A 24,098-nucleotide genomic window follows, 5' to 3' on the forward strand; every position below is an offset into this window, starting at 1 on the left:
AAATGCTGTTTTAATATTATAATCGGCACTTTTCGATTTGAAATTAGCACTTAATTCACCTGATAGTTATGAATGTGTTTTTCTTTTTCATCATTCATTGTGGCCCTGGCAGGTGATCAAATAAGGTTTAAATTTAGAAATGCTGTTTAACTGATTTGCAGCGCTAGAGAATGCTTTTTCGAATTGAAAGTGCCAGATTAATATTTTGTTGAGGCACAGACAAAAAATATAAGTAAACTCACTCATTAATTAGATATATAAAAAAAGGCGCCAATTATCTTCAATTGGCGCCTTTCGGCTGTGGTGATGTGTAGTATGATTAATCTACTTAAAAATACCGCTTCCGCTAAATAACAAATTCCAGATTGGTTTATATCATAAAACAACTTCTGATCAAAATTCGAATGAATACAAATAATCTTATACCTTTGAAATGTTAAATGCCACGAATGGAGAAACTGAGAAAACATATAGAAGAAATCATTCCGATTACTGATGAGGAGTTCGAATCAATCAAACCCTTTTTCACAATAAGAAGAGTATTAAAAAATCAATATCTAATTCAGCAAGGCGATGATGCAAAATATGAATACATCATTATGAGCGGCATTTTCAGAGTTTTTTATCTGGATGAAGACGGAAAAGAACACATTGTGCAATTCGCCACAGAAAATTGGTGGATGTCGGATTACATTTCATACTTCAATCAAAAGCCGGCCAATATGTATGTAGTTTGTATGGAACCGGGAGAAGTTTTATGCCTGACTCTTGAGGGCAGAGAACAATTATCGGTTACGCTTCATAAAATGGAACACTTTTTTAGAGTAAAATTAACCAAAGGTTATATCGCACTTCAGCAAAGAGTAATCTCATTACTTTCTAATAATCCGCAGCAGCGCTATAAAGAATTTGCAGAGCTGTATCCCAAACTCATGCAAAAAATTCCCAAGAAATACATTGCCGAATATCTCGGGGTAAGCCGTGAAACCCTAAGCAGGCTGTACTCTAACAATAAATAAGATACCGTTTAATTCTCAAAGTGTGATTCCCGTCACACTTTTTTTGTGACTTTGCTCCTCGTATTGAGGAGTAGAGCCGGCATAAATTTGCCCTATAAATAATTCATAATAACTAAAAAATTTATAGCCATGAAAAAATTAATGATGCTAATAGCGGCACTTGCCATTTTCTCTTCTTATGCACAAAACAAAAAAGAAAACACAACAGCAAAACAAACAACAACCCTTAAAAACGAAACAAAAATGAAAAAAGTTTTAATTATCGTATCGAATGCCAATGCAATTGGACCAAACAACAGAAGAACAGGAACATTTTTACCTGAAGTAGCGCATCCTTATGCCGAATTTGAAAAAGCAAATTACCAAATAGATTTTGCCAGCTTAACAGGAGATACGCCTTATTTAGATGCGCTTAGTTTAGCAAATGATCCTGATAACCTCGCATTTCTAACAGGAAAAGGATGGGAAGCTATGCAAAAAGCCGTTAAACTATCTACGGTTGATGTGAGTAAATACGATGCCGTTTTTGTACCAGGCGGATTAGCACCAATGGTCGATATGCCGGAAAACGAATTGCTGAAAAAAGTAATTAAAGAAACTTACGAACGCAATGCAGTGGTTGGAGCTGTCTGTCATGGTCCGGTTTCCTTATTAAATGTAAAACTAAGCAACGGAACTTATTTAGTAAACGGTAAAAACATCACCTCTTTTACAGATGAGGAAGAAAGAGGTTACGCTATTGCTGATGTTCCGTTCTTACTAGAAACTGCATTAACAAAACAAGGAGCAAAATTTCACGCAGCCGCAAATTGGTCAGCACACAGTATTGCCGATGGTAATCTGGTTACAGGACAAAATCCGGCTTCTGCAAAAGGAGTGGCTGAAAAGATGATTGTTATTTTAGAATCTAAAAAGTAATATGGTCTTAAACCAGTAGGCACAAATACACAAAGTATCCGCAATCTTGTCATCCCGAGGAACGCTGCAATCAAAATTGCTAAGATCTATCGAATTACCAACAGAGATTGCTTCGATGGTTCGCTGCCACTAGTGATGACAAGATGATACTGCTATTTCTCAAAAACAAAAAACATATTAAAATTAAAAACAAAATGAAAAATCAAAATCCAATTCATGTTTTTGCAACATGGAAAGTTATAGAAGGTCAGATTGAAAACGTTTTAAATCTATTAAAAACGGTACACGACGAAAGCGTCAAAGAAAATGGGAATTTATTTTATACCATTCATCAAAGTATTGCAGATCCAAATACATTGTTGTTATTTGAAGGATATACAAGTGAAGAAGCTGTTACAGAACATCGCAATTCAGCTTATTTTCAGGAGATAGTATTAGGGCAGATTGTTCCTTTATTACAAAACAGAGAGATTGTTTTAGCAACGCCTGTAGCTTATTTGTAAAACAAAAATATTGGAATACAAAGTTAAAAAGGATTGTTTTCATTGACAATTTGATTAAATTTAAGGAACAAACCGTGAAATACTAAAGCATGGTTTTTATAAGCAGCTATCTTAAAATAACATTTATGGAAAATACCACAAAAATAATCTTCCCCTACGACCAAAGTCTGGTAAAAGAATTACCGCTCATCAATAAAAATGAAGTTGAAAATATATTGAATACTGCTCAGCAGTTGTTCAATGATCAATCTAATTGGATTCCGGCTTTTAAAAGAATTGAAATATTAGAAAAAGCAGCTGCCATCATGATTGAAAGAAGCGAGGAATTGATACATTTGGCCATCAGCGAAGGCGGAAAACCTTATCAAGACTCAAAAGCAGAAATTTTGAGAGCCATAAAAGGTGTAAAATTAGCCGCAGAACATATCTCGCAAATAAAAGGCGAACAAATCCCAATGGGACTTACAGAAGCTTCTTTAAACAGAATTGCCTTTACTTCAAAAGAACCTATTGGTATTGTTGCAGCTGTTAGCGCGTTCAATCATCCGTTAAATTTAGCAGTGCATCAAATCGCTGCTGCCGTTGCTGCGGGTTGTCCTGTAATATTCAAACCTTCCAGTAATACACCTTTATCAGGTCTTGCCCTTGCAGATATTTTAAAAGAAGCCGGTTTACCCGAAGGCTGGCTGCAAGTAGTATTGTGTGATAATGAAACCGCAGAATTGTTAGTTACAGATTCAAGAGTTAATTTTTTCTCTTTTATTGGTTCTGCAAAAGTAGGCTGGTCTTTGAAAAGCAAATTGGCGCCTGGAACAAGATGTGCCTTAGAACACGGCGGTGCAGCACCCGTAATTGTAGAAAGCGATGCTGATTTTAGCGAAATGATTCCGGATTTGGTAAAAGGAGGATTTTACCATGCAGGTCAGGTTTGTGTTTCGGTACAGAAAGTCTATGTAAATCAGGAAATTTGTGACCGTTTTGTTGAACAATTTTCTGATGCGGCCAGTAAATTAATTGTCGGAAATCCATTTGATGAAAAAACAGACGTTGGTTCGCTTATTACACCAAAAGAAGTGAATCGGGTGGAAGAATGGGTAAATGAAGCAATTGCTGATGGAGCTAAATTAATAACAGGTGGAAAACGTATTTCGGATACTTGTTTTGAGCCGACAATTTTGTTTAATCCATCTGAAGATTCAAAAGTATCAACAAGCGAAATTTTTGGTCCCGTTGTGTGTATTTATCCTTTTACAGATAGGCAGGAAGCCATAAGAAAAGCAAATGCGCTTGATGTTCATTTTCAGGCCGCTGTTTTTACAAAAAATGTTGATATTGCTTTGGAAACAGCCCAAAAACTAAATGCTACTGCCGTTATGGTAAATGACAATACCGCTTTTAGAGTAGACTGGATGCCGTTTGGCGGAAGAGATGCTTCAGGTCTTGGAATGGGCGGAATCTCTTATACTATAAATGATATGACAAGAGAAAAATTGATGGTTTTTAAAAGTAAATCGATATAAATGGATGGAATTTTATCCATCCGATATTGTTTGATAAAACATAAGTAAAAAAACTAACCGTAAATAACTACGGATGATGGTTTAATACTCGAATATGAAGGATGGATAAATTCAAGAATGCCGGATTTTATCTTTAAAGAGAATGCATACATTCCTGCAGGCTACAATGTAGTTTACCATGATGGATTATTATGGTATGCTGTTTATGATTCTGGTGAGTCCTTTGTCATAGCAATTAACCCTTACGATGGTTATTACGAATGGATTCTTTGTCCACAGACTAATGAAAAAATAAAATCTATAAAGTTTAATCAAAACTGCATGTATATTCTAGATTATGGAAATGATCTGCATGTTTATGAGAAATTAAAATAAACTTTATTTAGAATAAAAAAATCCCCTTAACCTTTTGCTGTAAAAAAGGTATCAAGCCCAAATAAATGGATGTGTTAAGCTAGCACATCCATTTACTGTATTATACACCATTAGAACTTAAACTTCTCAGGCTTCATTCTGCTATTTTTTAGTGCTTCAAAGAATATGTCTATATTTTCGATTGATTAATCCATCTTGAAAAAAAACATTCTCCATAATTTTATTTTCTGTAGAAGATACAATTGTTTGTTTTGATTTTGTTAATAAATTTTTTGTTTGGTTTTATTTCAAAGGGAGATTAATGATCTATTTATTCTCCCTTATTTTTTGGACAAAGTCAGTTAGTATAATTTAATAAATATACCATTTATATGAAAAGAGAAAATTTTAGTATTAAAAGTGAAAGTACTTTAAAGAAGGTTAGACTAATTTTTTTGCTGTTGTTTTTTTTTGCTTTTAAAGGCTATTCCCAAAACAATCAAAATACAAAAAGTGCTTTCGGGGTAATAGAAAGACTAGTGGGTAATCGCGCGATCGATTTCCAGTTGAGCGTGGTTGAAAGTAAAAACAATCAAACAGATTGGTTTGAAATACAGACCTATAACAATCAGGTAAAAATTGAAGGATCGAACAACACGGCAATCTGCTATGCTGCGTACAATTTCCTGCGCGATATCGGAGCCGTTTTGGTCAGCTGGGAAGGAAATAGAATTAAGCTGCCCAAGTCATGGCCAAAATATTCTAAAAAAGGAAACACACCATTTCAATACAGAGAATATCTAAACGCTTGTACATTTGGCTACACCACTCCGTGGTGGGATTGGAAACGCTGGGAACAGGAAATTGATTGGATGGCAATGCACGGAATCAATCTCCCAACTGCAATGGAAGGTCAGGAAGCCGTGTGGCAGGAATTATGGAAAGAATACGGATTAACAAACAATCAGCTAGAAGCGCATTTTGCTGGACCGGCATTTTTGCCCTGGCAGCGTATGGGAAATATCAACAGCCTCGAAGGACCGTTGCCGCAAGAATGGTTTAGCAAAAAACAAGAACTTCAAAAAAAGATATTAGAAAGAATGCGAGCTTTGGATATGCATCCTGTTGTGCCGGCTTTTAGCGGTTATGTTCCAAAAGCTTTCGCCGAAAAACATCCGGAAGCCAAAATAACCGAATTGAATTCCTGGTCAGGAGGTGGTTTTGAAAGTACTTTTCTATTAGATTCAAAAGATCCTTTGTTTAAAAAAATTGGAAAACGTTTTATCGAAATCTACACCAAAATGTACGGAAAGTCTAATTTCTATCTGGCAGATTCTTTCAACGAAATTGAACCGCCGGTTTCTGAACATAATAAATATGAAGAACTTGCCAATTACGGAAGTGCTATTTATGAAACTATTGAGGAAGCAGCTCCCGAAGCAGTTTGGGTAATGCAGGGATGGCTTTTTGGAGACAACAAAAATTTCTGGACAAAAGAAGCTACCAGTGCATTTTTAAGCAAAGTGCCAAACGACCGATTAATGGTTCAGGATTATGCCAATGACCGCTATAAGGTATGGGAAAATCAGGAAGCATTTTATGGCAAACAATGGACTTACGGATACGTACATAATTATGGAGGATCTAATCCGGTATATGGAGATTTGAATTTCTACAAAAACGAATTGACAAGTCTGCTCAAAAATCCGCATAAAGGAAATGTGGTGGGTTACGGCGCCATGCCAGAAGGTTTGAACAACAATTCTATTGTTTATGAATTTATTTATGATCTTCCGTGGAACCAAGGCGAACAGTCTATTAAAGACTGGCTGACAAATTATTTGAATACGAGATACGAGCAAAAAACATCAAGTTCTGTTTTTAAGGCTTGGGAATTATTATTAGAATCGGTTTACAGCACCAAATATTGGGAAACCCGCTGGTGGAATGATAGGGCTGGAGCGTATTTACTATTTAAAAGACCAACGGCATCAATTACCGAGTTTAAAGGAAATCCAGGGGATAAGAACAAACTAAAAGAAGCTTTGGATATTTTAAAAGGAGAAGCTAAAAAATACGATAAAAAGAATTTCATTCAGTACGATTTAATCGATGCTTCAAGACATTATTATTCGCTTTGTATTGATGAGGATTTGATCGAATGTGTAAAAGCATATCAGCAGAAAGACATTGTAAAAGGCGATCAATTATTTAAAAAGATAGAGCAACAAGCTTTAGAAATTGATAAATTAATGGCTGGACAACCGCTAAACAGTCTTGATTATTGGGTTAAATCAGCTGCAGCATATGGAAGCACGCCTGAAGTTTCTAAATTATATGTAAAAAATGCCAAAACATTAATTACCCTTTGGGGCGGAGAAGGTCATTTGAATGATTATGCTTCAAGATCATGGCAGGGAATGTATAAAGGTTTTTACTGGCCGAGATGGAAAATGTTTTTAGAAGCTTTGAAAAAATCATCCGTAAACAACACGCCGTTTGATGAAACAAAAGAAAGAGCATTAATTAAAAACTGGGAAATTAAATGGACAGAAAATAAAGAAACTAAACATTTAGAATAATACGTATATCATTAAAACCTTAAAGACCAAACTCTAAACCATAAACTACGAAAAGATATGAAATGAAATTTTACGAAATCGATTAATTAATAAGTTTTTAACTATATAATTTTAGAAAAATAACTTTAGAAAGCCTTACTATCATTGACTTTATTGATTTTATCCATGTTTATGAATAACTTGTCCATTTGTTAACATTTCTTTAGCATTAATTTCGTCAATACTATTTAACCAATTAACCAAATATTAAAATGGAAAAACTTAAACTTTTATTATTAGCCTTCTTCTTTGGCTTCTCCATTAATACCTGGGCACAAAAAACAGATGTGTCTGGTGTAGTTTTAGATGACAAAGGACTTCCACTTCCAGCCGCTAACGTATTAGAAAAAGGTACAACTAATACCGCAACAACAGATTTTGATGGGAAATTTAAAATTTCGGTTTCAAACAAAAATGCAACTCTAATATTTTCTTTTATAGGATTTGACGATCAGCCTGTAAAATTAGACGGAACAAAAACGAATCTTTCAATAAAATTACTATCTGGTACTACAAATCTAGAGCAAGTGGTAGTTGTGGGTTATGGTAAAGGTTCTCGTAAAAACTTGACAACAGCAGTAACATCCATTAAAGCTGAGGAGCTGAATAGAGGTGCTATCAGCGATGTAGGACAGCTTTTGCAAGGTAAAGTTTCTGGTTTGAATATTTCTTCCAGCGGTGACCCTACAAAAACGGCTTCTGTAGTTTTGCGTGGAGCTTCGACATTAAATAGTTCACAAGGGCCATTTTATGTAATTGATGGAGTACCGGGAGTCGATATTTCGATTATTTCTCCAGATGATATTGCTACAATCGACGTTTTAAAAGATGCTGCCGCAACAGCCATTTACGGTAACCGTGCTGCAAATGGAGTTATTATGGTAACGACAAAAAAAGGAAGCAAAGACAGAACGCAGATTGCCTATAACGGTTATTATGGTTTTGAAGAAGTTTCGAACGAACTGGACATGATGAATTCAGATCAGCTTAGAGCTTTTACCACAAAAAACAACTTGAATTTTACGCCGGAAAATGATAAAGGAGCTAACACAGATTGGCAGAAAGAAATTTTAAGATCAAGACGTGCCGTTTCCAGCAGCCATAACGTATCGATGAGCGGTGGCGGCGAGCACGGAAATTATACGGCAAGTATTACTTCTATCCAAAAAGAAGGAGTTTTATTAAAAAGTGATTTCTCTCGTGTTATTGCCCGTTTATCTGTAGATCAATACGCTTTTAATGATAAACTTAAAATAGGTCTTAATGTTACCAATTCAAACAGTAAATACATCAATGTTCCACAACGTAATACTGTTCTTTTGCAAGCTATTAATCACCTTCCAGTTTCACCGGTAAGAAATGACGACGGAACTTTCTTTGAAAACTTTGTCAGTACAGGATATTTTAATCCAGTTGCTTTAATCGAGCACGGAACAGACGAAACCAAAACGAACAATCTTGTTGGAAACATTACAGCAGAATTAAAACTTCCTTGGGGTTTTACGTACAACTTAAATGTGGCGCACCAAAGATTATCGACATCTCACGGAGAATTTTACGATAGTTATTATTCCAGATACAATAGTGCGAATTTTTACAATAATCCAGATCCACCTCAAACAAAAACATTAATCAATTTTGGTGTAAATGGTTCTGCTTTAAGAAATTCGTACGAAAACACAAACAACATTATCGAGAGTTTCTTAAATTGGGATAAAGCGTTAGGCGGTCATAAAATAAAAGCCGTTTTAGGATACTCATGGCAGGAAAACACTTATGGTGACGGATTCCAAGCAACAGCAACTAATTTTCCTGTAGATAATGTTGGGTACAATAACCTTGCATTGAGCAACTATACATCTGTAAACGGATATGTAGTAAATTTTGGAGATAGTAAAGCGTATCAAAAAACACGTTTAATTGGAGAATTTGTTCGTTTAAACTATGGATTTAATGATAAATACCTTTTACAAGGAACTTTAAGAAGAGACGGAGGTTCTATGTTTGGAGCTAATAACCGCTGGGGATTTTTCCCTTCTGTGGGTGGAGCCTGGAGAGTTGACAAAGAAAACTTCATGAAAAATCAAAACCTTTTCACGGATTTAAAATTTAGAGGAAGTTATGGTATAACAGGAAATTCATCAGGATTTAATGCTTATACAGCGCAGTTTATCTCAGGAAGTGTTGGAACTTTTTATTATAACGGACAACAAATCGGAGCTTACGGACCAAATCAGGCAGCAAATCCAGATTTGAAATGGGAAAAAACAGCAACAGCAAACATTGGAGTTGACTTTTCTATCTTAAAAGGAAAAATTACTGGTTCTGTTGATGTGTACGACAAAAAAACAACCGATATGATTTTCAATTATGCAGTAAATCCAGTGCTTGTGCCGGTAGGGACAATTGTAGCCAACGGAGGAACCATGTCTAATAAAGGTATCGAGGTTAGTTTAGGAGCAACTCCAATTAAAACAGCAAATTTCAGCTGGTCTACAAACTTGAACTTGGCAAGCAACAAAAACAAAATTGTAAAATTGACCAATCCATTATTCATTGGTGGAGATTCTATCAGGAGAGTACAGCCTGACGGAGGCGGACAAACAGGAAGCACCTTACAGATTTTTAAAGAAGGAAGACCTCTTGGACAATTCTTTACACTTAAATATGCTGGAAAAGATGCAAATGGAGTTTCGCAATATTATGACAAAGACAATAATTTGACTACAACGCCTTTAAATGGAGTAGATTATCATTATGTTGGAGATGCACAGCCAAAGCTGTTATTAGGATGGGGAAATACTTTTACATACAAAAAGTTTGATTTAAGTGTTTTCTTCAGAGGAGTATTTGGAAACAAAATTTTCAATGCAACCCGTGCCGATTTATTCAGGCCGAGTACCGCAATGACCACAAATATTTTGGTTGACGCTCAAGACGAATCGCCAAATGATTTGAACTCTTATAAATACTCGTCACGATTTATAGAAGACGGAAGTTATTTAAGATTAGATAATATGACTTTAGGATACAATTTTGGTAAAGTCGGCAGATTTATACAAAGTGTACGTGTTTATGAAACCATAAACAACCTCTTTGTAATTACCAAATATTCAGGAATTGATCCAGAAGTTGAACAAGGAGGAACCGCTCCAGGTGTAGATTCGAACAACTTTTATCCTAAAACCAGAACTTTTATGTTTGGTTTAAACGTAATTTTCTAAAAAGTAAATTGAAATTATCATGAAAAATATATTAAAATATCTTGGACTCCCAGTACTTGCAGCTGGTTTGTTATGGTCGTGCGAAGATCTTGATGTGCCTATTACAACGCAGTTAACACCAGAAGTTTTTCCTCAAAATTCAACACAATATATTCAGACAACGGGGCCGGTTTATGCCGCATTTAGAGGTGAGTTTTCGTTTGCCTGGTGGTGGTCACAGTCTTTATCTACAGACGAATCGATCCTGCCGGCAAGAGGAGGAAACTGGTTTGATAACCGAAACTACATTGCAATGCATTATCACGATTGGAATGCTGATAACGGAATAGTAGGAAGCCTTTGGGACTGGACTTCAAAAGTGATTGGATTAAGCAATCAATCCATTTCAATTTTGAACCAGTCAATGCCGGAAGGATCAGACAAAGCCACTCTGATTTCAGAATTAAAAACCATGCGCGCCATTTCGTATTTTATGATGATGGACAGTTATGGAGATGTGCCGCTCGATACCGTTTACGGAGATTTTACAGCTCATGCTAAAACACCGAGAAAAGAGGTCTTTAATTTTATTGAAAGAGAATTAAAGAAAGCCATTCCGAATTTGAACCCAGCCTCTGGAGTTTCAACTTACGGAAGACCAAATAAACAAACAGCCAATGCAATGCTGGCAAAATTATATTTGAATGCTGGAGTCTACACAGGAACAGATCGTAACAACGATTGTATTGCAGCCTGCGACCAGGTAATCAATTCAGGATTATATGCAATTGAGCCAAGAGCGACTTACCTTCAAATGTTTTATCCGAACAACGGACCGCAGATGAAAGAGTTCATTTTTGCCATTCCTTACGATCCTGCAGCAGTTACAGTAGGTTTCAACGGACAAATGTATCACGCACGTTATGATGTTCCTCGTTCTGAAAGAGCAAAATTCGGCCTGCCTTTTACACCTAGTGCGCCTAGAAGCACCCTGCCAGAATTCTATGCTTATTTTAATGATGCAAATGACATTCGTAACAGACAATGGCTGACAGGTTTACAATACATGAATGATGGTGTGACACCAGTAATGGTTACAACCACTAAAAAAGGATACGATCAGTTTTATACAGGATCAGATGGAAGTGCCGCTTATACGTACCAAGTTAATTTGACCCCGAATATAGTACCGCGCCAGAGTGTTACGTTGTTTGATTTAGGGAATGACGAAATCGCTTGGAATATGGGTTACAGAAACATTAAATTCTATCCGGATAATACGTCAACAAGCCGTAATCAAAATAATGATGTGCCGTTTTTACGTTACTCAGACATTCTTTTAATGAAAGCAGAAGCCATTTTACGTGGAGGAGCAGTTACACTAGGACAAAGTTCAGATGCATTAGTAAATTTGGTTCGTTCTAACAGAACTACTTCTGCCGCATTGAACGGTGTAACGTTAGAGCAGCTGTATCAAGAAAGAAGCCGAGAGTTTGCACAAGAAGCCTGGCATAGAAATGATATGATTCGTTTTGGAAAATACGAAGGAACATGGGGATACAAAACAAATACAGATGTTTACCGTCGTGTTTTCCCAATCCCGACAAATGCAATGGTTTTAAATCCGGCTCTGACTCAGAACGACGGATATTAATATAAGATTTAGAATTTAGTTTAGTACGCGCCTTGTAAGCATTTTAATTTTAAAAGGAGAGGAGAGCAAAACTCTTCTCCTTTTTTACTACGAGAAAACTGATTTCTTAGTTGCTCATGAAAATCAGTTCGGTTTTATTTTTAGTTTTTTGAATGAACACAAAGCTTGATTGAATGCGTTTCGGAAAATCAAGGAAAGATCAAGTTTTGTAACATTCAATTTATTTAGGTTTTGAAACACTTCATAACCAACAGGGAATTCCTGTGCCTGTATTTTTCGATTTAGAACAAAATGATCTAAAAAAATCCTGCCCGATACTAGTGCCCCACCAATACAAAAAGAATAAATGGAATTAAAAAAAATCTATAAAATAGGACATATTGCAATTAGTATAACACTTATTTTTTTAGTGTCGTGCAACGCCCAGAAAACAGTTTCTTCAAAGAAACAAGTTTCAAATCTGGTTTATCCGTTGTTGGACACCGAAAACTCAAGATGGTTTTACTTTTCATCCGCAAGTCGTCCCTTTGGAATGGTCAACTTAAATCCCGATACCGAAATAAAAGGCGATTGGGGCGGCGGTTATAAGTATACTACAGATACAGTAAAAGGTTTCAGCCACGTTCACGAATGGCAGATGTCCGGCGTATCGGTAATGCCCGTAACAATTTCGAAAGAAAATAAAACGGTAGTTTTTAAAGATTTTTATTCAAAATTCAGTCATAAAACTGAAATGATAACCCCAGGATATCATTTACTAAAATTAGATCGATATCAGATTACGGCAGAATTAACCAGTACCAAAAGAGTTGGTTTTCATAAATATACATTTCCAGTTAAAACACAAAAAGCAGTTCTCTTCAATCTAAATACCATTTTAGGGCCTTGCGAAAACACCAGCGGTAAATTAGAAAAAAACAGCGATTATGAGCTTTCAGGATCTTTGGTTTTGAGTACCAATTTCAGACGTCCCAAACCTTTAACCGTATTTTTTAAAATTAAAACAAAAGAACCCGTTACATCGGTTGAAAGAGATAATACAACAGGAAATTTTCTAGTTCATTTTAGTGAAAAAACTCCAATAGTATTAATGAAAGTCGGAATCTCCTACACTTCAATCAAAAACGCTGATTACAATATCGAAACAGAATTACCGCATTGGAATTTCAACAAAACAGTTTCAGATTCCAAAAAAGAATGGAATGATTTATTAGGAAGAATACAAGTCGAAGGAGGAACAACAACCGATCAAAGAAGATTTTATACCGATTTATGGCATGGCCTGCAAGGGAGAAAAATAATCAGTGACGCCAACGGAGCCTATCCTGATAACTCGGGAGACAGATTCAAGATTGGGCAGCTGCCCTTAAATGCTGACGGGAAACCCAAATTCAATCACTATAATTCAGACGCTTTTTGGGGTGCGCAATGGACGATCAATAACCTTTGGGGATTGGTTTATCCTGAAATTATGGAAGAATTTGTGTATTCTTTAATGCAATATTACAAAGACAGCGGTATGATCCCGCGCGGACCTTCAGGCGGAAATGATACCTATGTAATGACGGGAGCTTCGGCTACGCCGTTTATCGTCAGTGCCATACAAAAAGGAATTGTAAAAGAAGATTTAGAAGAAATTTACATCGCTTTAAAGAAAAACCATATGCCGGGCGGTATTATGGAAAAAGCCGGATACGAACATAAAACCAATATTGGGGGCGGTCTAAAACATTATTTAGAAAAAGGATATGTGCCGTATCCGCTTCCCGAAGGTAATTTTGGAAGTCACGAAGACGGCGCGAGCCAGACTTTAGAATACGCTTATCAAGATTGGACTTTGGCTCAATTAGCAAAGAAATTAAACCATGAAAAAGATTATAATTACTTCATGAAAAGAGCTCAAAACTATCAAAATGTTTTTGATAAGTCAATTGGCTGGATGCGCCCGAAAAACGTAGAAGGAAAATGGCGCGAAAACTACGATCCGTATCAATATGAGAACGGATTTATAGAATCAAACGGAGCACAGTCAACTTGGTTTGTACCGCACGATATTGATGGATTAGCCAATTTAATGGGAGGAAAAGAAAAAGCAGTAGCAAAACTAAATGCACAATTCGAAACTGCTAAAAAGCAAAAATATACTTCTGGTACATCGCACGATGCAGAATTACATCCAGAGTTTAGCCGAATTCCGGTCAATTTCGGAAATCAGCCGTCAATGCAGACGTCGAATATCTTTACCATTTTAGGAAGACCCGATTTAACACAATTTTGGACAAGAAACGTTGTAAAAGAAACCTTCAGTGGCTTATCTCCTTCAACAGGTTATAACGGAGACGAAGATCAGGGATTAATGGGAAGTTTGAACGTTTTGCTCAAATTAGGATTGTTTCAAATGAATGGAGGAACAGATCAAGATGCCGTTTATCAGATCGGAAGCCCGATTTTTAATAAAATCACGATTCAGTTAAATCCGAAATATTATTCAGGAAAAGCATTTATCATAAAAGCAGAGAATAATAGTGCTGAAAATGTTTATATTAAAGACATAAAATACAACAACCAAACCGTAAAGGGTTTTACATTGACACACCAAGAAATTACAAACGGAGGAGAACTTATTCTGAAAATGTCGGACAAACTTTAAATTACATTAGTACCTAAATCTGGCAAAAAATAAAGAAATAAACAAGCAATGAAAATATACAGAAATATACTTTTAGGGATATCATTTTTGTTCACAATCACGAATTACGCCCAAAAAACCGTTCATCAATACGTTGATCCCATGATTGGATCAGAAGGAGTCGGGAGGGTTTTTATCGGGCCTTCGTGTCCGTACGGAATGGTAAAACCAAGTCCCGATTGCACGTCGAGTCCCAACAGCGGCTGGCTTCCGATTCCCAAAGAAGTAACCGGATTCAGTCAGGTGCACGTAAGCGGAACGGGAGGCGGCCCCAAATACGGGAACATCTCTATTATGCCCTTTTCGGGAACTTTAGATAAAATCGACCAGACTTCTTTTAGAGCTGAAGAAAACGTCAAACTCGGATATTACGAAACGGTTTTCAAAGAAAATCAAATCAAAACCGAAATTACAACCGGCGAAAAAGTTTCTTTTTACCGCATTACCTATCCTAAAAACAAATCCAAAGAATTAAAGATCGATCCCGGATTTTTCCTAGGGGAAGAAAAGATTCCAGATGCCAGGGAAGCCCAGCAGTTTGTGGGTTCTCAGATCGAAATTGTTTCGGATACCGAAGTAAGGGGCTACAGCAGAATCCGAGGCGGGTGGAACAACGGACGCGCTTATACGGTTTATTTCTGTGCCGTTTTCGATCAGCCGATTGCTAAATATGCCACTTTTAAAGACGGTAAATTTTATAATGAAAAAACGCAGTTTGATTCAGGGAAAAAAACAGCGGCACTTGTATCTTTCGGAAATTCAGGCAAAGAAGAAGTTAACGTGAAAATCGGAATTTCTTTTTTAAGTGAATTAAAAGCAAAAAACAATATCCAAGTCGAAATCCCGCATTGGGACTTTAATGCCGTTTTGAATTCATTAGAAAATAAATGGGAAAATTTACTGGGCAGAATCCAGCTTTCGCAGGATACATCAACTGAATACAAAAAAATGTTCTACACAGCTTTGTATCATACCATGATTATGCCAGTAGACCGAACAGGCGAAAATCCGTTATGGACAAACGACGAGCCGTATTACGATGATTTTTATACGATCTGGGATACTTTTAGAACCTCAAGTCCGTTGATCACCCTTATCGATTCCAAACGAAAAGTGGATATCATCAACGCCATGCTGAACATTTACAAACGTGAAGGTTTTTTACCCGAAGGAAGAAGCGGCAACGATAACGGAAGAACGCAGGGAGGCTCAAATGCTGAGGTGGTTCTGGCCGATGCTTTTGTAAAAAATCTAAAAGGCATCGATTACGAACTGGCACTGCAGGCCATGCTCAAAGACGCTGCCGTTCCGCCTGGAGGAAATGAAGAAAAAGAGGGAAGGGGCGGGCTTATGGATTACCTGAAATTAGGCTACGTTCCCTACGGTACAGACCGCGCCGGAAACCGTACAATCGATTATTCGTACAACGATTACAATATTGCTGTTGTAGCCAAAGGTTTAGGCAGAACAGAAATATACAATCAGTACATAAAACAAGCCGACAGCTGGCAGAACCTATGGCGTTCCGATTATGAAAATAACGGTGCAAAAGGTTTTATCATGCCAAAAGACAAAGACGGAAACTGGCTGGATGATGTGGTTTTCGGCGAATCAAAAATCCAGAAACCCACTTTTAAATATACGCCGGTTATCATCGAATCGCCTTGGTATGTGTGCCATTGGTGCGTGTTTTTCTACGAAGGCAATTCATGGGAATATTCACTGAGTATTCCGCATGATGTTCCAGAACTAATTAAAAAATCAGGAGGAGAAAAAGCATTTGAAAACAGATTGAATATTTTATTCGATTCAGAATTGTATAATGTGGCCAACGAACCTTCATTCTTAACGCCGTGTTTATATCACTGGATCGGGAAACCGTATTTGAGCAGTGAGAGGATCAGAACGATAATCCAGAAAAATTTCAATACTTCAAGGGAAGGACTTCCAGGTAACGACGATTCCGGCGCCATGTCTTCGTGGCTTGCTTTCCACATGATGGGATTGTATCCAAACGCCGGACAGCCGTATTATCTGATCAATTCGCCTTTGGTTGCTGCATCAGTTATGAAATTAGAAAACGGTAAAAGTTTTACAATCACAGCAAAAAAAAGGAGCGGCAAAAACAAGTATATTAAAACCGCTTTTTTAAACGGAAAAGCATATAACAAAGCCTGGATTTCGCACGATGATATTAACAACGGAGGAGAATTGATTTTAGAAATGGATTCGAAACCTTCCTCTTGGGGAACAACGATATTACCACCGTCAAAATAAAATTCAAAAGATGAAAAAAATATTTTTAGGCCTTCTATTCTGTACGGTTTCTCAAATTGGAATTGCGCAAAACAGCATTCCGACACTTAAAAACAATACCGAATTACACTTTGTCTGCAAACTGCACGGACAAACCAGAACGCTGTCCCTTAAAACCAATTTAGAAAATGACGGAGTTACTTTCAAATTAGAAACCAGAGGCGTAAAAAGCAGTATCGTGACCACAAAAGAAGGATTAAAAAACGGAACAGCCTTAAGTTACAATCAGGGTGAATATGCGCCGGTTTTAAACCTGAAACCAACCGAAACTTTCTTTATGATTTCGCAGTCCGCTTATCAGGAATTAATAAAAAATAAAAAGTTTGTGTACAACAATACGACTTATGATTTAATCGCAGAGGATTCACAGACAGCTGTATTTCTGGACGGTGAGCTGGTAGAAACCTTTCGCATAAAAGCCCAAATCGACGAAACCGAAATGTGGATTGTAAAAAATCCAGAGTTTCCGTTGATCTGTAAAATTGCTAAAAATCCTTTAGGAATCAACTGGACGCTGGTTAAAGTTGTAGATAAAAGTTAAATTAGCTTTCTTTAGTGTAATACTTTGAGTAAAGCTGGACCCGGAAGAAACCGATTTACTTCCTAAAGACGCTGAATTACAGGGATATTTTTATTTAGAAATCCGTGTAAATCCGCGTTTTCGTGATAACGAACGCGTTTTATCCGCGTTAAAATTAAAGTATTTTCAAAAAAGCAAACACCAAAAGAAAATTATACAGTCGGATGTGCAGCAATTGATGTCATAACTAATTAATTGTATTCAACCGAAAAATAAAAATCCGTTTTTTATCCGTGTCTTTACGAAGTAAATCCGTGTCATCCGCGTCAAAAACAGATTTTTCAAAACACAAAAATATGAACCGCTTCATTAAAATATCAAGTTTATTAGCCTTGCTTTTTGTGATAACAGCTTGTAAAACAGCACAAGCACAGAAAAGCAAACCCGTTAAGATTGCTTTTATAGCCGATGCTCATTTACAAGATATTTTTGCCAAATTCGAAGACAGCGATTACAAAGGAATTCCAAATCCGAAAACGGGAGCATATGCCAATATCAGGACGATGAATTCGCAGTTACATTCCACGAGAATTTTCAACGAAAACTATTTTGCTTTTTTAGAAGCCTTAAATGACATAGTAAAAAGAGGTATTAAACAAGTGGCGCTTCCCGGCGATTTTAGCGACGACGGACAGCCCGTTCATATACGTGGACTTCGAAAAATTCTAAACGAATATACTTCAAAATACGGACTGTCTTTTTTTGTCACAACTGGAAATCATGATGTGGTAAAGCCTTTTGCCCAAGATGCCGCTAAAACTGATTTTCTTGGAAAAGAAGGAAAAGAACAGATCATAAGCAGTTCAGCAGCTCATTTCAATAAAAATAAAACCGAGCTTGAACCCATCATCACAGCCGATATAAAAAACTGGGGCTATAAAGAAACGATTCAGGAAATGCGCGATTTTGGTTTTTTCCCCAATAAGAATTATTTGTATTGGGAAACACCATTTTCAGACTACCATTACGAAGATTATAATTTCGAAAAAGCACAAAAAGAATCCGCTTTAGAAAAAAGAACGTATCTAGTAAAAAATACCCATTTGTACCTGCCCGATGCGAGTTATTTGGTGGAGCCTGTTAAAGGAGTCTGGCTTTTAGCAATCGATGCCAATGCCTATGTGCCAAATGAAAAATTATCAGGACAGCCCGACAATCCGAATGATTTTTCTGGGGCAAATACAGGTTACAATAACGTTCTGATTTATAAAACGCATTTAGTAAACTGGGTTAAAAAAGTTGCGGCAGAAGCCCAAAAAAGAGGCAAAATACTGATTGCTTTCAGTCATTATCCGATGGTTGAATTTAACAACAATGCTTCGCCAGAGTTAAAACAGCTTTTTGGAGCCAATAAAATGCAGCTGCAAAGAGTTCCAGATGAAGAAGTAGCCCAGCAGTTTGCCGATGCCGGAATTCAGATTCATTTTGGCGGACACATGCATATTAACGATACAGGTATTCGAACAACGGCAAAAGGAAATACGTTGTTTAACATTCAAACGCCCTCGCTAGCGGCCTATATGCCAGCCTATAAAATTTTGACCATTCATTCTAAGGATGAAGTGGAGGTCGAAACGATTGTGGTTGGTAAAGTGAAGAATTTCAATAGTTTATTCCCTTTTTACGAACAGGAATATGCGCATTTAAAAGAAATCCAAAGTGCGAAGATTTGGGACAAAGAAATTCTAAAAGCAAAAGAGTATAAAGATTTTGTCAATTGGCATTTAAGAGAATTAGTGCGTTTACGCTTTCTTCCCGAAGATTTTTCGGCTGATTTTTTACAATCGATTGAAAAATTATCAGGCAGGGATTTATTAGAAATCAATAAAAATTCAGGAGAAACAGCTCAAGATTTGAAAGAGAATTCGCTGAAACTTTCTGATTTTGAGTCTTGGACAGGATTTGATATGATTTTCGATTTTTATCGTTTAAAAAATGCTGATGAACTGGCTTTTTCTGAAATTGGAAAAAACAGATTAAAACAATACGAATTGATCTGCAGACAGTTAAAAAAATCAAATAATCCCAAACTGGTTTTATGGGGCGAAATATTTTTGAAAACCAAGAATGGCAATCCTTCCAATCATTTTAAAATTGATTTAAAAAATAACATAATTGATAATTTATCTGTTAAATAAATTTGATATTTATTAAATCAAAAAGATTAAATTGCATTTATAATTTATTTTCATGAGCAAAAAATCCTTTTTATTATTCTTGTTGTCGGCCTTTTTTTTTCATTCTTACTCACAGAATATAAAATTTGCCCATTATAACGACAATAACGGATTGTCTCATAATTCGGTACGTCATATTGTACAGGATAAAAAAGGTTTTATGTGGTTCGGAACTTTCTCCGGATTAAATCGTTTTGACGGATATCAGTTCAAAAACTACATGAGTTCTACGCCTGGTAAAAACCGGCTTTATAACGACGATATTACGGCTTTAGAATTGGATGAAGCTTCAAATCATTTATGGATCGGCACGCGAAAAGGTTTGACGCTTTTCAAAATGGACACGCATGTTTTTACCACTTTTTTCAATAAAAAAAATGATCCCAACAGCCTTCCTGATGATGAAGTAAGATCGGTTTATGTCGATAAATTTAAAAGAGTCTGGGTTGGCACGAAAACAAAAGGAATGTATTTGTTCTTTTTGAATGAAAACCGATTTGAAAAAATCGACATCAAAGGTTTTGATTACGTAAAATCGATTTTTGAAGACAAAAAAGGCAATATCTGGGTCGGAAGTTATGAGAAAAGCGGTGTCGTAAAAATCACACTCGACGCAAAAGGTGCGATTGTCAGAATTAATAATTATACGCTTTCTGTGCCTAATTCGAACATTAAAAATCCGTATCTGAATTTTATATATGAAGATGCTAAATCGGATATTTTTGTGGGAACGCGCGAAGGTTTGTACAAACTGGATAAAGCTAAAAATCAGTTTGTTAATTTATACATTGAAAACAAACAGATTCGAGGTGCTTTAGGTCCGTATTTTTTATCGGTTGCGCGTGCTCCAGACGGAAAATACTGGGTTGGAACTCTGGGTGGATTATTGGTCTGCGATCAGTTAGAAGACATTCAGAAAGGCAATTACAAATGGTATTATTCGATACTTTCAGATGATACATCACTTATCGACAACTTAATTTCAGCGCTTTATTTTGATGCTTCGGGCGTATTGTGGATCGGTACAGAAGACGGTCTGGATAAGTACGATCCTTATGAAAATCAATTTACTTTAAACAAAGACATTTCACGATCGATAGGCAATCAGGCACCTAGAATTCGTGGTTTTGCCAAAACGTACGACCAAAAAATTATTGTAGCGACTTACCACAACGGACTTTATATTTCGAACACAAAAAATTCAACACCTTTACATAATATTGGAAAAGATATTGCCAGTATTTATTCAGAAGACGGGAAGATTTTTTACTGCGGTTTGTGGGACGGCAATATTCTGGTTTACAATTATCTCACCAATTCTTCGAGAGAAATAAATGCTGAATTCGAAAAATCGCCGGTTTTTGCTTTTAATAAAATTTCGGATGATGCTCTGATCGTCGGATCTTTTGGTGAAGGAGCCGTTATCCTGAATACAAAAACCTTGCAAATAGACAATTCTAAAGGAAAACTATTGCCTGGTTTTCAGATTAATGCAATTGAAAGAGATGCAAAAAGCAATATTTGGTTTGCAACTGAAACGGGCGTTGTAAAATACAACAGCAGCTCAGGAAAAATAGAAACCTTTTCCTCTTTATTTATCAAAGAAAAAGGAGTACCGCACGACGAAAATGTGAGTGATGTTTTGGTTGATGTAAAAGGAAAAATATGGGCTTCAACGCGTTTTGGATTGTGTTTGTTCAACCCGAAAAAGAATGAATTTGAACCTGTTAAGAATCTAAAAGAACTTTCAGGGAAATGGATTACCGATATTTTATCGGATGCCAACGGAAATCTTTGGCTGAATATCAACAATAATAATATTGCTTTTGTTAAATCAAATCTCAAAGAAATCAGTATTTATCACGTAAATAGTGGTAACAGACTGGATGTTTTTAGCGCAAGCGGTTTCTTTTATTTTAATAATTCGAATATTTTTTTAGGTGGAAAAAACGGAATTATTTCTTTTTCGCCTCCAGAAATGAAAAGAAATAAATGGTCGCCGGAACCCGTTATTTCAGAGTTTAAAATTCAGAACGAAGAAGTTTTTCCAGAAATGGAAATCAATGGCGAGATTCCGCTTTTGACTGATTTGAATTATGGAAAAGAGATTGAACTTAGCCATAAAAACCGCAACTTTTCGATTCAGTTTTCGGCTCCGTCTTTTGCAAACGAAAAGCTGAATAAGTTTCAATATATGCTCGAAGGTTTTGATAAACATTGGATTACAACCAACAGTTTGTCAAGAATTGTACAGTACACCAACCTTTATCCGGGCAATTATACGTTCAAAATTCGATCCAGCAACAGCGACGGATATTGGAGTAAAACCATTTCTTATAAAATAAAAATCCTGCCGCCGTTCTGGTTGACACCAACTTCGTTTTTACTGTTTTTAGCGATTTTATTCGGAGTATTTTATTTCATCAGAAGAGAAATCAAAAACCGAATTCGCTTAAAACAGGAACTGCTTACAGAGAAAGTAAACAGAGAACACGACGTTAAATTAAACAATGAGAAATTACGTTTCTTCACGAACATTTCGCACGAATTAAGAACGCCTTTAACGCTGATTTTAGGTCCTGCCAAACAGCTTTTGGACGAAAATACTCATGCAACAGATTATGAGAAAAGCCGTTACAATCTGATTTATCAAAATGCCAGCCGATTACTGAATCTGGTCAATCAGGTTTTGGATTTCAGAAAAGCGCAGTCGGGCGAACTAAAATTGAAAGTAACCAAAACAGATATTTTATCGTATTCAAAAAACATCTTTGATTCGTTTAAAGAAATGGCTTATAACAAAAAGATTAAGCTCAATTTTATTTCTGAAGACGACGCAATCGAAGGCTGGCTGGATAATGATAAGTACGATAAGATTCTTTACAATCTTTTGTCGAACGCTTTAAAGTTTACCAACAAAAACGGAAATGTCGATTTGTATGTCAGGCTGAAAGATACGGTTGAAGATATTTTGGTTATTGAAGTGACGGATGACGGAATTGGTATTGCACTGAAAAGTCAGGAGAAAATTTTCAAACGTTTTTATCAGGCAACCAACAGTAAAGCCAATAATACGGGTTCTGGTATCGGATTGTCGCTGGTGAAATCTTTGGTGGCAATTCATAAAGGAACTATTTCGGTTGAAAGCACACCGGGAAAAGGAAGTACGTTTAGAGTCGAACTTCCGATTGATCGCGATTCGTACGAGCATAAAGAAGTGTTTGAATACGCATTGAAAAATGATAATCTAAGTATGTTGATTCCTGAAAAAGCAGCGAAGAAAATTATTCAGAATACGGATTTAAAAGAAAAGATTCTGGTTATTGAAGACAACTCGGAACTTAGAAAATATTTGGTCGATTATTTATCGGATTACTACAAAGTTTACGATGCCGAAAATGGGGAAGAAGGCTTAAAAATCTGCCGGCAAATAAAACCTATTTTGTGCGTAACCGATGTTATGATGCCCGTTATGGACGGATTAGAATTCTGCCAGCAATTAAAAAATGACGAATTTATAAGCCATATTCCCGTTGTGATGCTGACGGCGTTGGGAGAAAATATGGATAAAGTAAAAGGTTATGACATTGGTGCCGATGGTTATTTGGTCAAACCTTTTGAGCCTTTATTGCTGAAAACGGTTATAGAAAATATGATCAAATCGAGGTTGGAATTGAAGCAGAAATTCTCTGGCGAAGTAGAAAGTAAAGTTAGCATGCTGACGCATTCTCCAATCGATGAGGAGTTTATGGAAAAAGTAACCAATTTAATCAATGATAATTTAAGCGATGTCGATCTTTCAACCGATTTTCTTTGTGATAAGCTAGGGGTTAGTTCTTCTAAATTATATCGAAAAATCAAAGAATTGACCGATCTAGCTCCAAACGAATTTATCAGAACGATTCGCTTAAAAAAATCAGCAGAATTACTCAAAACCAAAAAATACAATGTTTCTGAAGTAACAGATTTGGTGGGATTTAATGATCCGTTGTACTTCAGCCGTTGTTTTAAAAAGCAGTTTGGTTTTCCTCCTAGTAAATTGATTAATTAGTTTTTTTTTGCCACGGCTCGAGCGACAGCGAATAGGCGAAGCAATTCACGAATTTTTTTTGCTTATTGAATCGGATTTTTTTCTTCGAAATTGCACTAATTTCTATAAATTGAAATTTCCGCAATTTGCTCTGAAAAGATTTGAATGATTTTTTGCCACGACTCGAGCGACAGCGAATTGGCGAAGCAATTCACGAATTTTTTTTGCTTATTGGATCAGATTTTTTTCTTCGAAATGCACTGATTTCTATAAATTGAAATTTCCGCAATTTGCTCTAAAAAGATTTGAATGATTTTTCGCCACAAATTCACGAATTTTTTTTGCTTATTACAAAGGATTTGTTTTTTCTTCAAATTACACGAATTTATAAACTAATTGCTTTTTTGATTTTAGAAAGTAATCTCATTCTTTCTTCAATAATTATATTCATCTCAGTATTTGAAAAAATCAGTATAATTTCTAGTAAAAAAATTAGTCTGTATAAGCAAAAAAA

13 protein-coding genes are annotated in these 24,098 nt (G+C 36.2%); all 13 read left to right on the forward strand.

Translation table 11 applies throughout. The annotated features are described in order from the left end of the window. The first annotated feature begins 449 nt into the window (after positions 1-449). The 13 genes from C4F50_RS05630 (at position 450) to C4F50_RS05690 (ending at position 23,605) form a co-directional block, all read left to right on the forward strand. Positions 450-1,019, forward strand: a complete 570-nt coding sequence (locus tag C4F50_RS05630; protein WP_193845436.1) for a Crp/Fnr family transcriptional regulator — start codon at positions 450-452, stop codon at positions 1,017-1,019. Positions 1,020-1,148: 129 nt separating this feature from the next. Further along, a complete protein-coding gene (locus tag C4F50_RS05635) occupies positions 1,149-1,937 on the forward strand; it encodes a type 1 glutamine amidotransferase domain-containing protein (protein WP_228011960.1) in 789 nt (262 codons plus the stop codon). A gap of 194 nt (positions 1,938-2,131) precedes the next feature. Continuing rightward, positions 2,132-2,440, forward strand: coding sequence for a putative quinol monooxygenase (locus tag C4F50_RS05640; RefSeq protein ID WP_193845437.1), 309 nt, complete (start codon positions 2,132-2,134; stop codon positions 2,438-2,440). A gap of 125 nt (positions 2,441-2,565) precedes the next feature. Further along, entirely contained in the window at positions 2,566-3,960 is a 1,395-nt protein-coding gene (locus tag C4F50_RS05645) for an aldehyde dehydrogenase family protein (protein WP_193845438.1), read from the forward strand. 117 nt (positions 3,961-4,077) lie between these two features. Then, positions 4,078-4,335, forward strand: coding sequence for a hypothetical protein (locus C4F50_RS05650; protein WP_193845439.1), 258 nt, complete (start codon positions 4,078-4,080; stop codon positions 4,333-4,335). 371 nt (positions 4,336-4,706) lie between these two features. Then, entirely contained in the window at positions 4,707-6,896 is a 2,190-nt protein-coding gene (locus C4F50_RS05655) for an alpha-N-acetylglucosaminidase (RefSeq protein WP_193845440.1), read from the forward strand. 251 nt (positions 6,897-7,147) lie between these two features. Further along, on the forward strand, positions 7,148-10,159 hold the full coding sequence (locus C4F50_RS05660) for a SusC/RagA family TonB-linked outer membrane protein (protein ID WP_193845441.1): 3,012 nt from the start codon (positions 7,148-7,150) through the stop codon (positions 10,157-10,159). A gap of 19 nt (positions 10,160-10,178) precedes the next feature. Further along, positions 10,179-11,792: a RagB/SusD family nutrient uptake outer membrane protein gene (locus C4F50_RS05665; protein ID WP_193845442.1), complete on the forward strand. Its 1,614-nt coding sequence runs from the start codon at positions 10,179-10,181 to the stop codon at positions 11,790-11,792. Between the two features lie 346 nt (positions 11,793-12,138). After that, positions 12,139-14,442, forward strand: a complete 2,304-nt coding sequence (locus C4F50_RS05670; RefSeq protein ID WP_193845443.1) for a GH92 family glycosyl hydrolase — start codon at positions 12,139-12,141, stop codon at positions 14,440-14,442. A gap of 48 nt (positions 14,443-14,490) precedes the next feature. After that, positions 14,491-16,758, forward strand: coding sequence for a GH92 family glycosyl hydrolase (locus C4F50_RS05675; protein WP_193845444.1), 2,268 nt, complete (start codon positions 14,491-14,493; stop codon positions 16,756-16,758). A gap of 10 nt (positions 16,759-16,768) precedes the next feature. Continuing rightward, a complete protein-coding gene (locus tag C4F50_RS05680; protein ID WP_193845445.1) occupies positions 16,769-17,338 on the forward strand; it encodes a hypothetical protein in 570 nt (189 codons plus the stop codon). A 335-nt stretch (positions 17,339-17,673) separates the two neighbouring features. Then, positions 17,674-19,515 carry a metallophosphoesterase family protein gene (locus tag C4F50_RS05685; RefSeq protein WP_193845446.1) on the forward strand — a complete coding sequence of 614 codons (1,842 nt, stop codon included), beginning with the start codon at positions 17,674-17,676 and terminating at the stop codon, positions 19,513-19,515. A gap of 52 nt (positions 19,516-19,567) precedes the next feature. Next, on the forward strand, positions 19,568-23,605 hold the full coding sequence (locus C4F50_RS05690) for a hybrid sensor histidine kinase/response regulator transcription factor (protein ID WP_193845447.1): 4,038 nt from the start codon (positions 19,568-19,570) through the stop codon (positions 23,603-23,605). The last annotated feature ends 493 nt before the right edge of the window (positions 23,606-24,098 follow it).

This window comes from Flavobacterium hungaricum (genome assembly GCF_015182285.1).
Lineage (GTDB): Bacteria > Bacteroidota > Bacteroidia > Flavobacteriales > Flavobacteriaceae > Flavobacterium > Flavobacterium hungaricum.

Coding starts and splice junctions, on each gene's coding strand:
- C4F50_RS05630 (WP_193845436.1), top strand. CDS start 450: ATGGAGAAACTGAGAAAACATATAGAAGAAATCATTCCGATTACTGAT.
- C4F50_RS05635 (WP_228011960.1), top strand. CDS start 1,149: ATGAAAAAATTAATGATGCTAATAGCGGCACTTGCCATTTTCTCTTCT.
- C4F50_RS05640 (WP_193845437.1), top strand. CDS start 2,132: ATGAAAAATCAAAATCCAATTCATGTTTTTGCAACATGGAAAGTTATA.
- C4F50_RS05645 (WP_193845438.1), top strand. CDS start 2,566: ATGGAAAATACCACAAAAATAATCTTCCCCTACGACCAAAGTCTGGTA.
- C4F50_RS05650 (WP_193845439.1), top strand. CDS start 4,078: ATGCCGGATTTTATCTTTAAAGAGAATGCATACATTCCTGCAGGCTAC.
- C4F50_RS05655 (WP_193845440.1), top strand. CDS start 4,707: ATGAAAAGAGAAAATTTTAGTATTAAAAGTGAAAGTACTTTAAAGAAG.
- C4F50_RS05660 (WP_193845441.1), top strand. CDS start 7,148: ATGGAAAAACTTAAACTTTTATTATTAGCCTTCTTCTTTGGCTTCTCC.
- C4F50_RS05665 (WP_193845442.1), top strand. CDS start 10,179: ATGAAAAATATATTAAAATATCTTGGACTCCCAGTACTTGCAGCTGGT.
- C4F50_RS05670 (WP_193845443.1), top strand. CDS start 12,139: ATGGAATTAAAAAAAATCTATAAAATAGGACATATTGCAATTAGTATA.
- C4F50_RS05675 (WP_193845444.1), top strand. CDS start 14,491: ATGAAAATATACAGAAATATACTTTTAGGGATATCATTTTTGTTCACA.
- C4F50_RS05680 (WP_193845445.1), top strand. CDS start 16,769: ATGAAAAAAATATTTTTAGGCCTTCTATTCTGTACGGTTTCTCAAATT.
- C4F50_RS05685 (WP_193845446.1), top strand. CDS start 17,674: ATGAACCGCTTCATTAAAATATCAAGTTTATTAGCCTTGCTTTTTGTG.
- C4F50_RS05690 (WP_193845447.1), top strand. CDS start 19,568: ATGAGCAAAAAATCCTTTTTATTATTCTTGTTGTCGGCCTTTTTTTTT.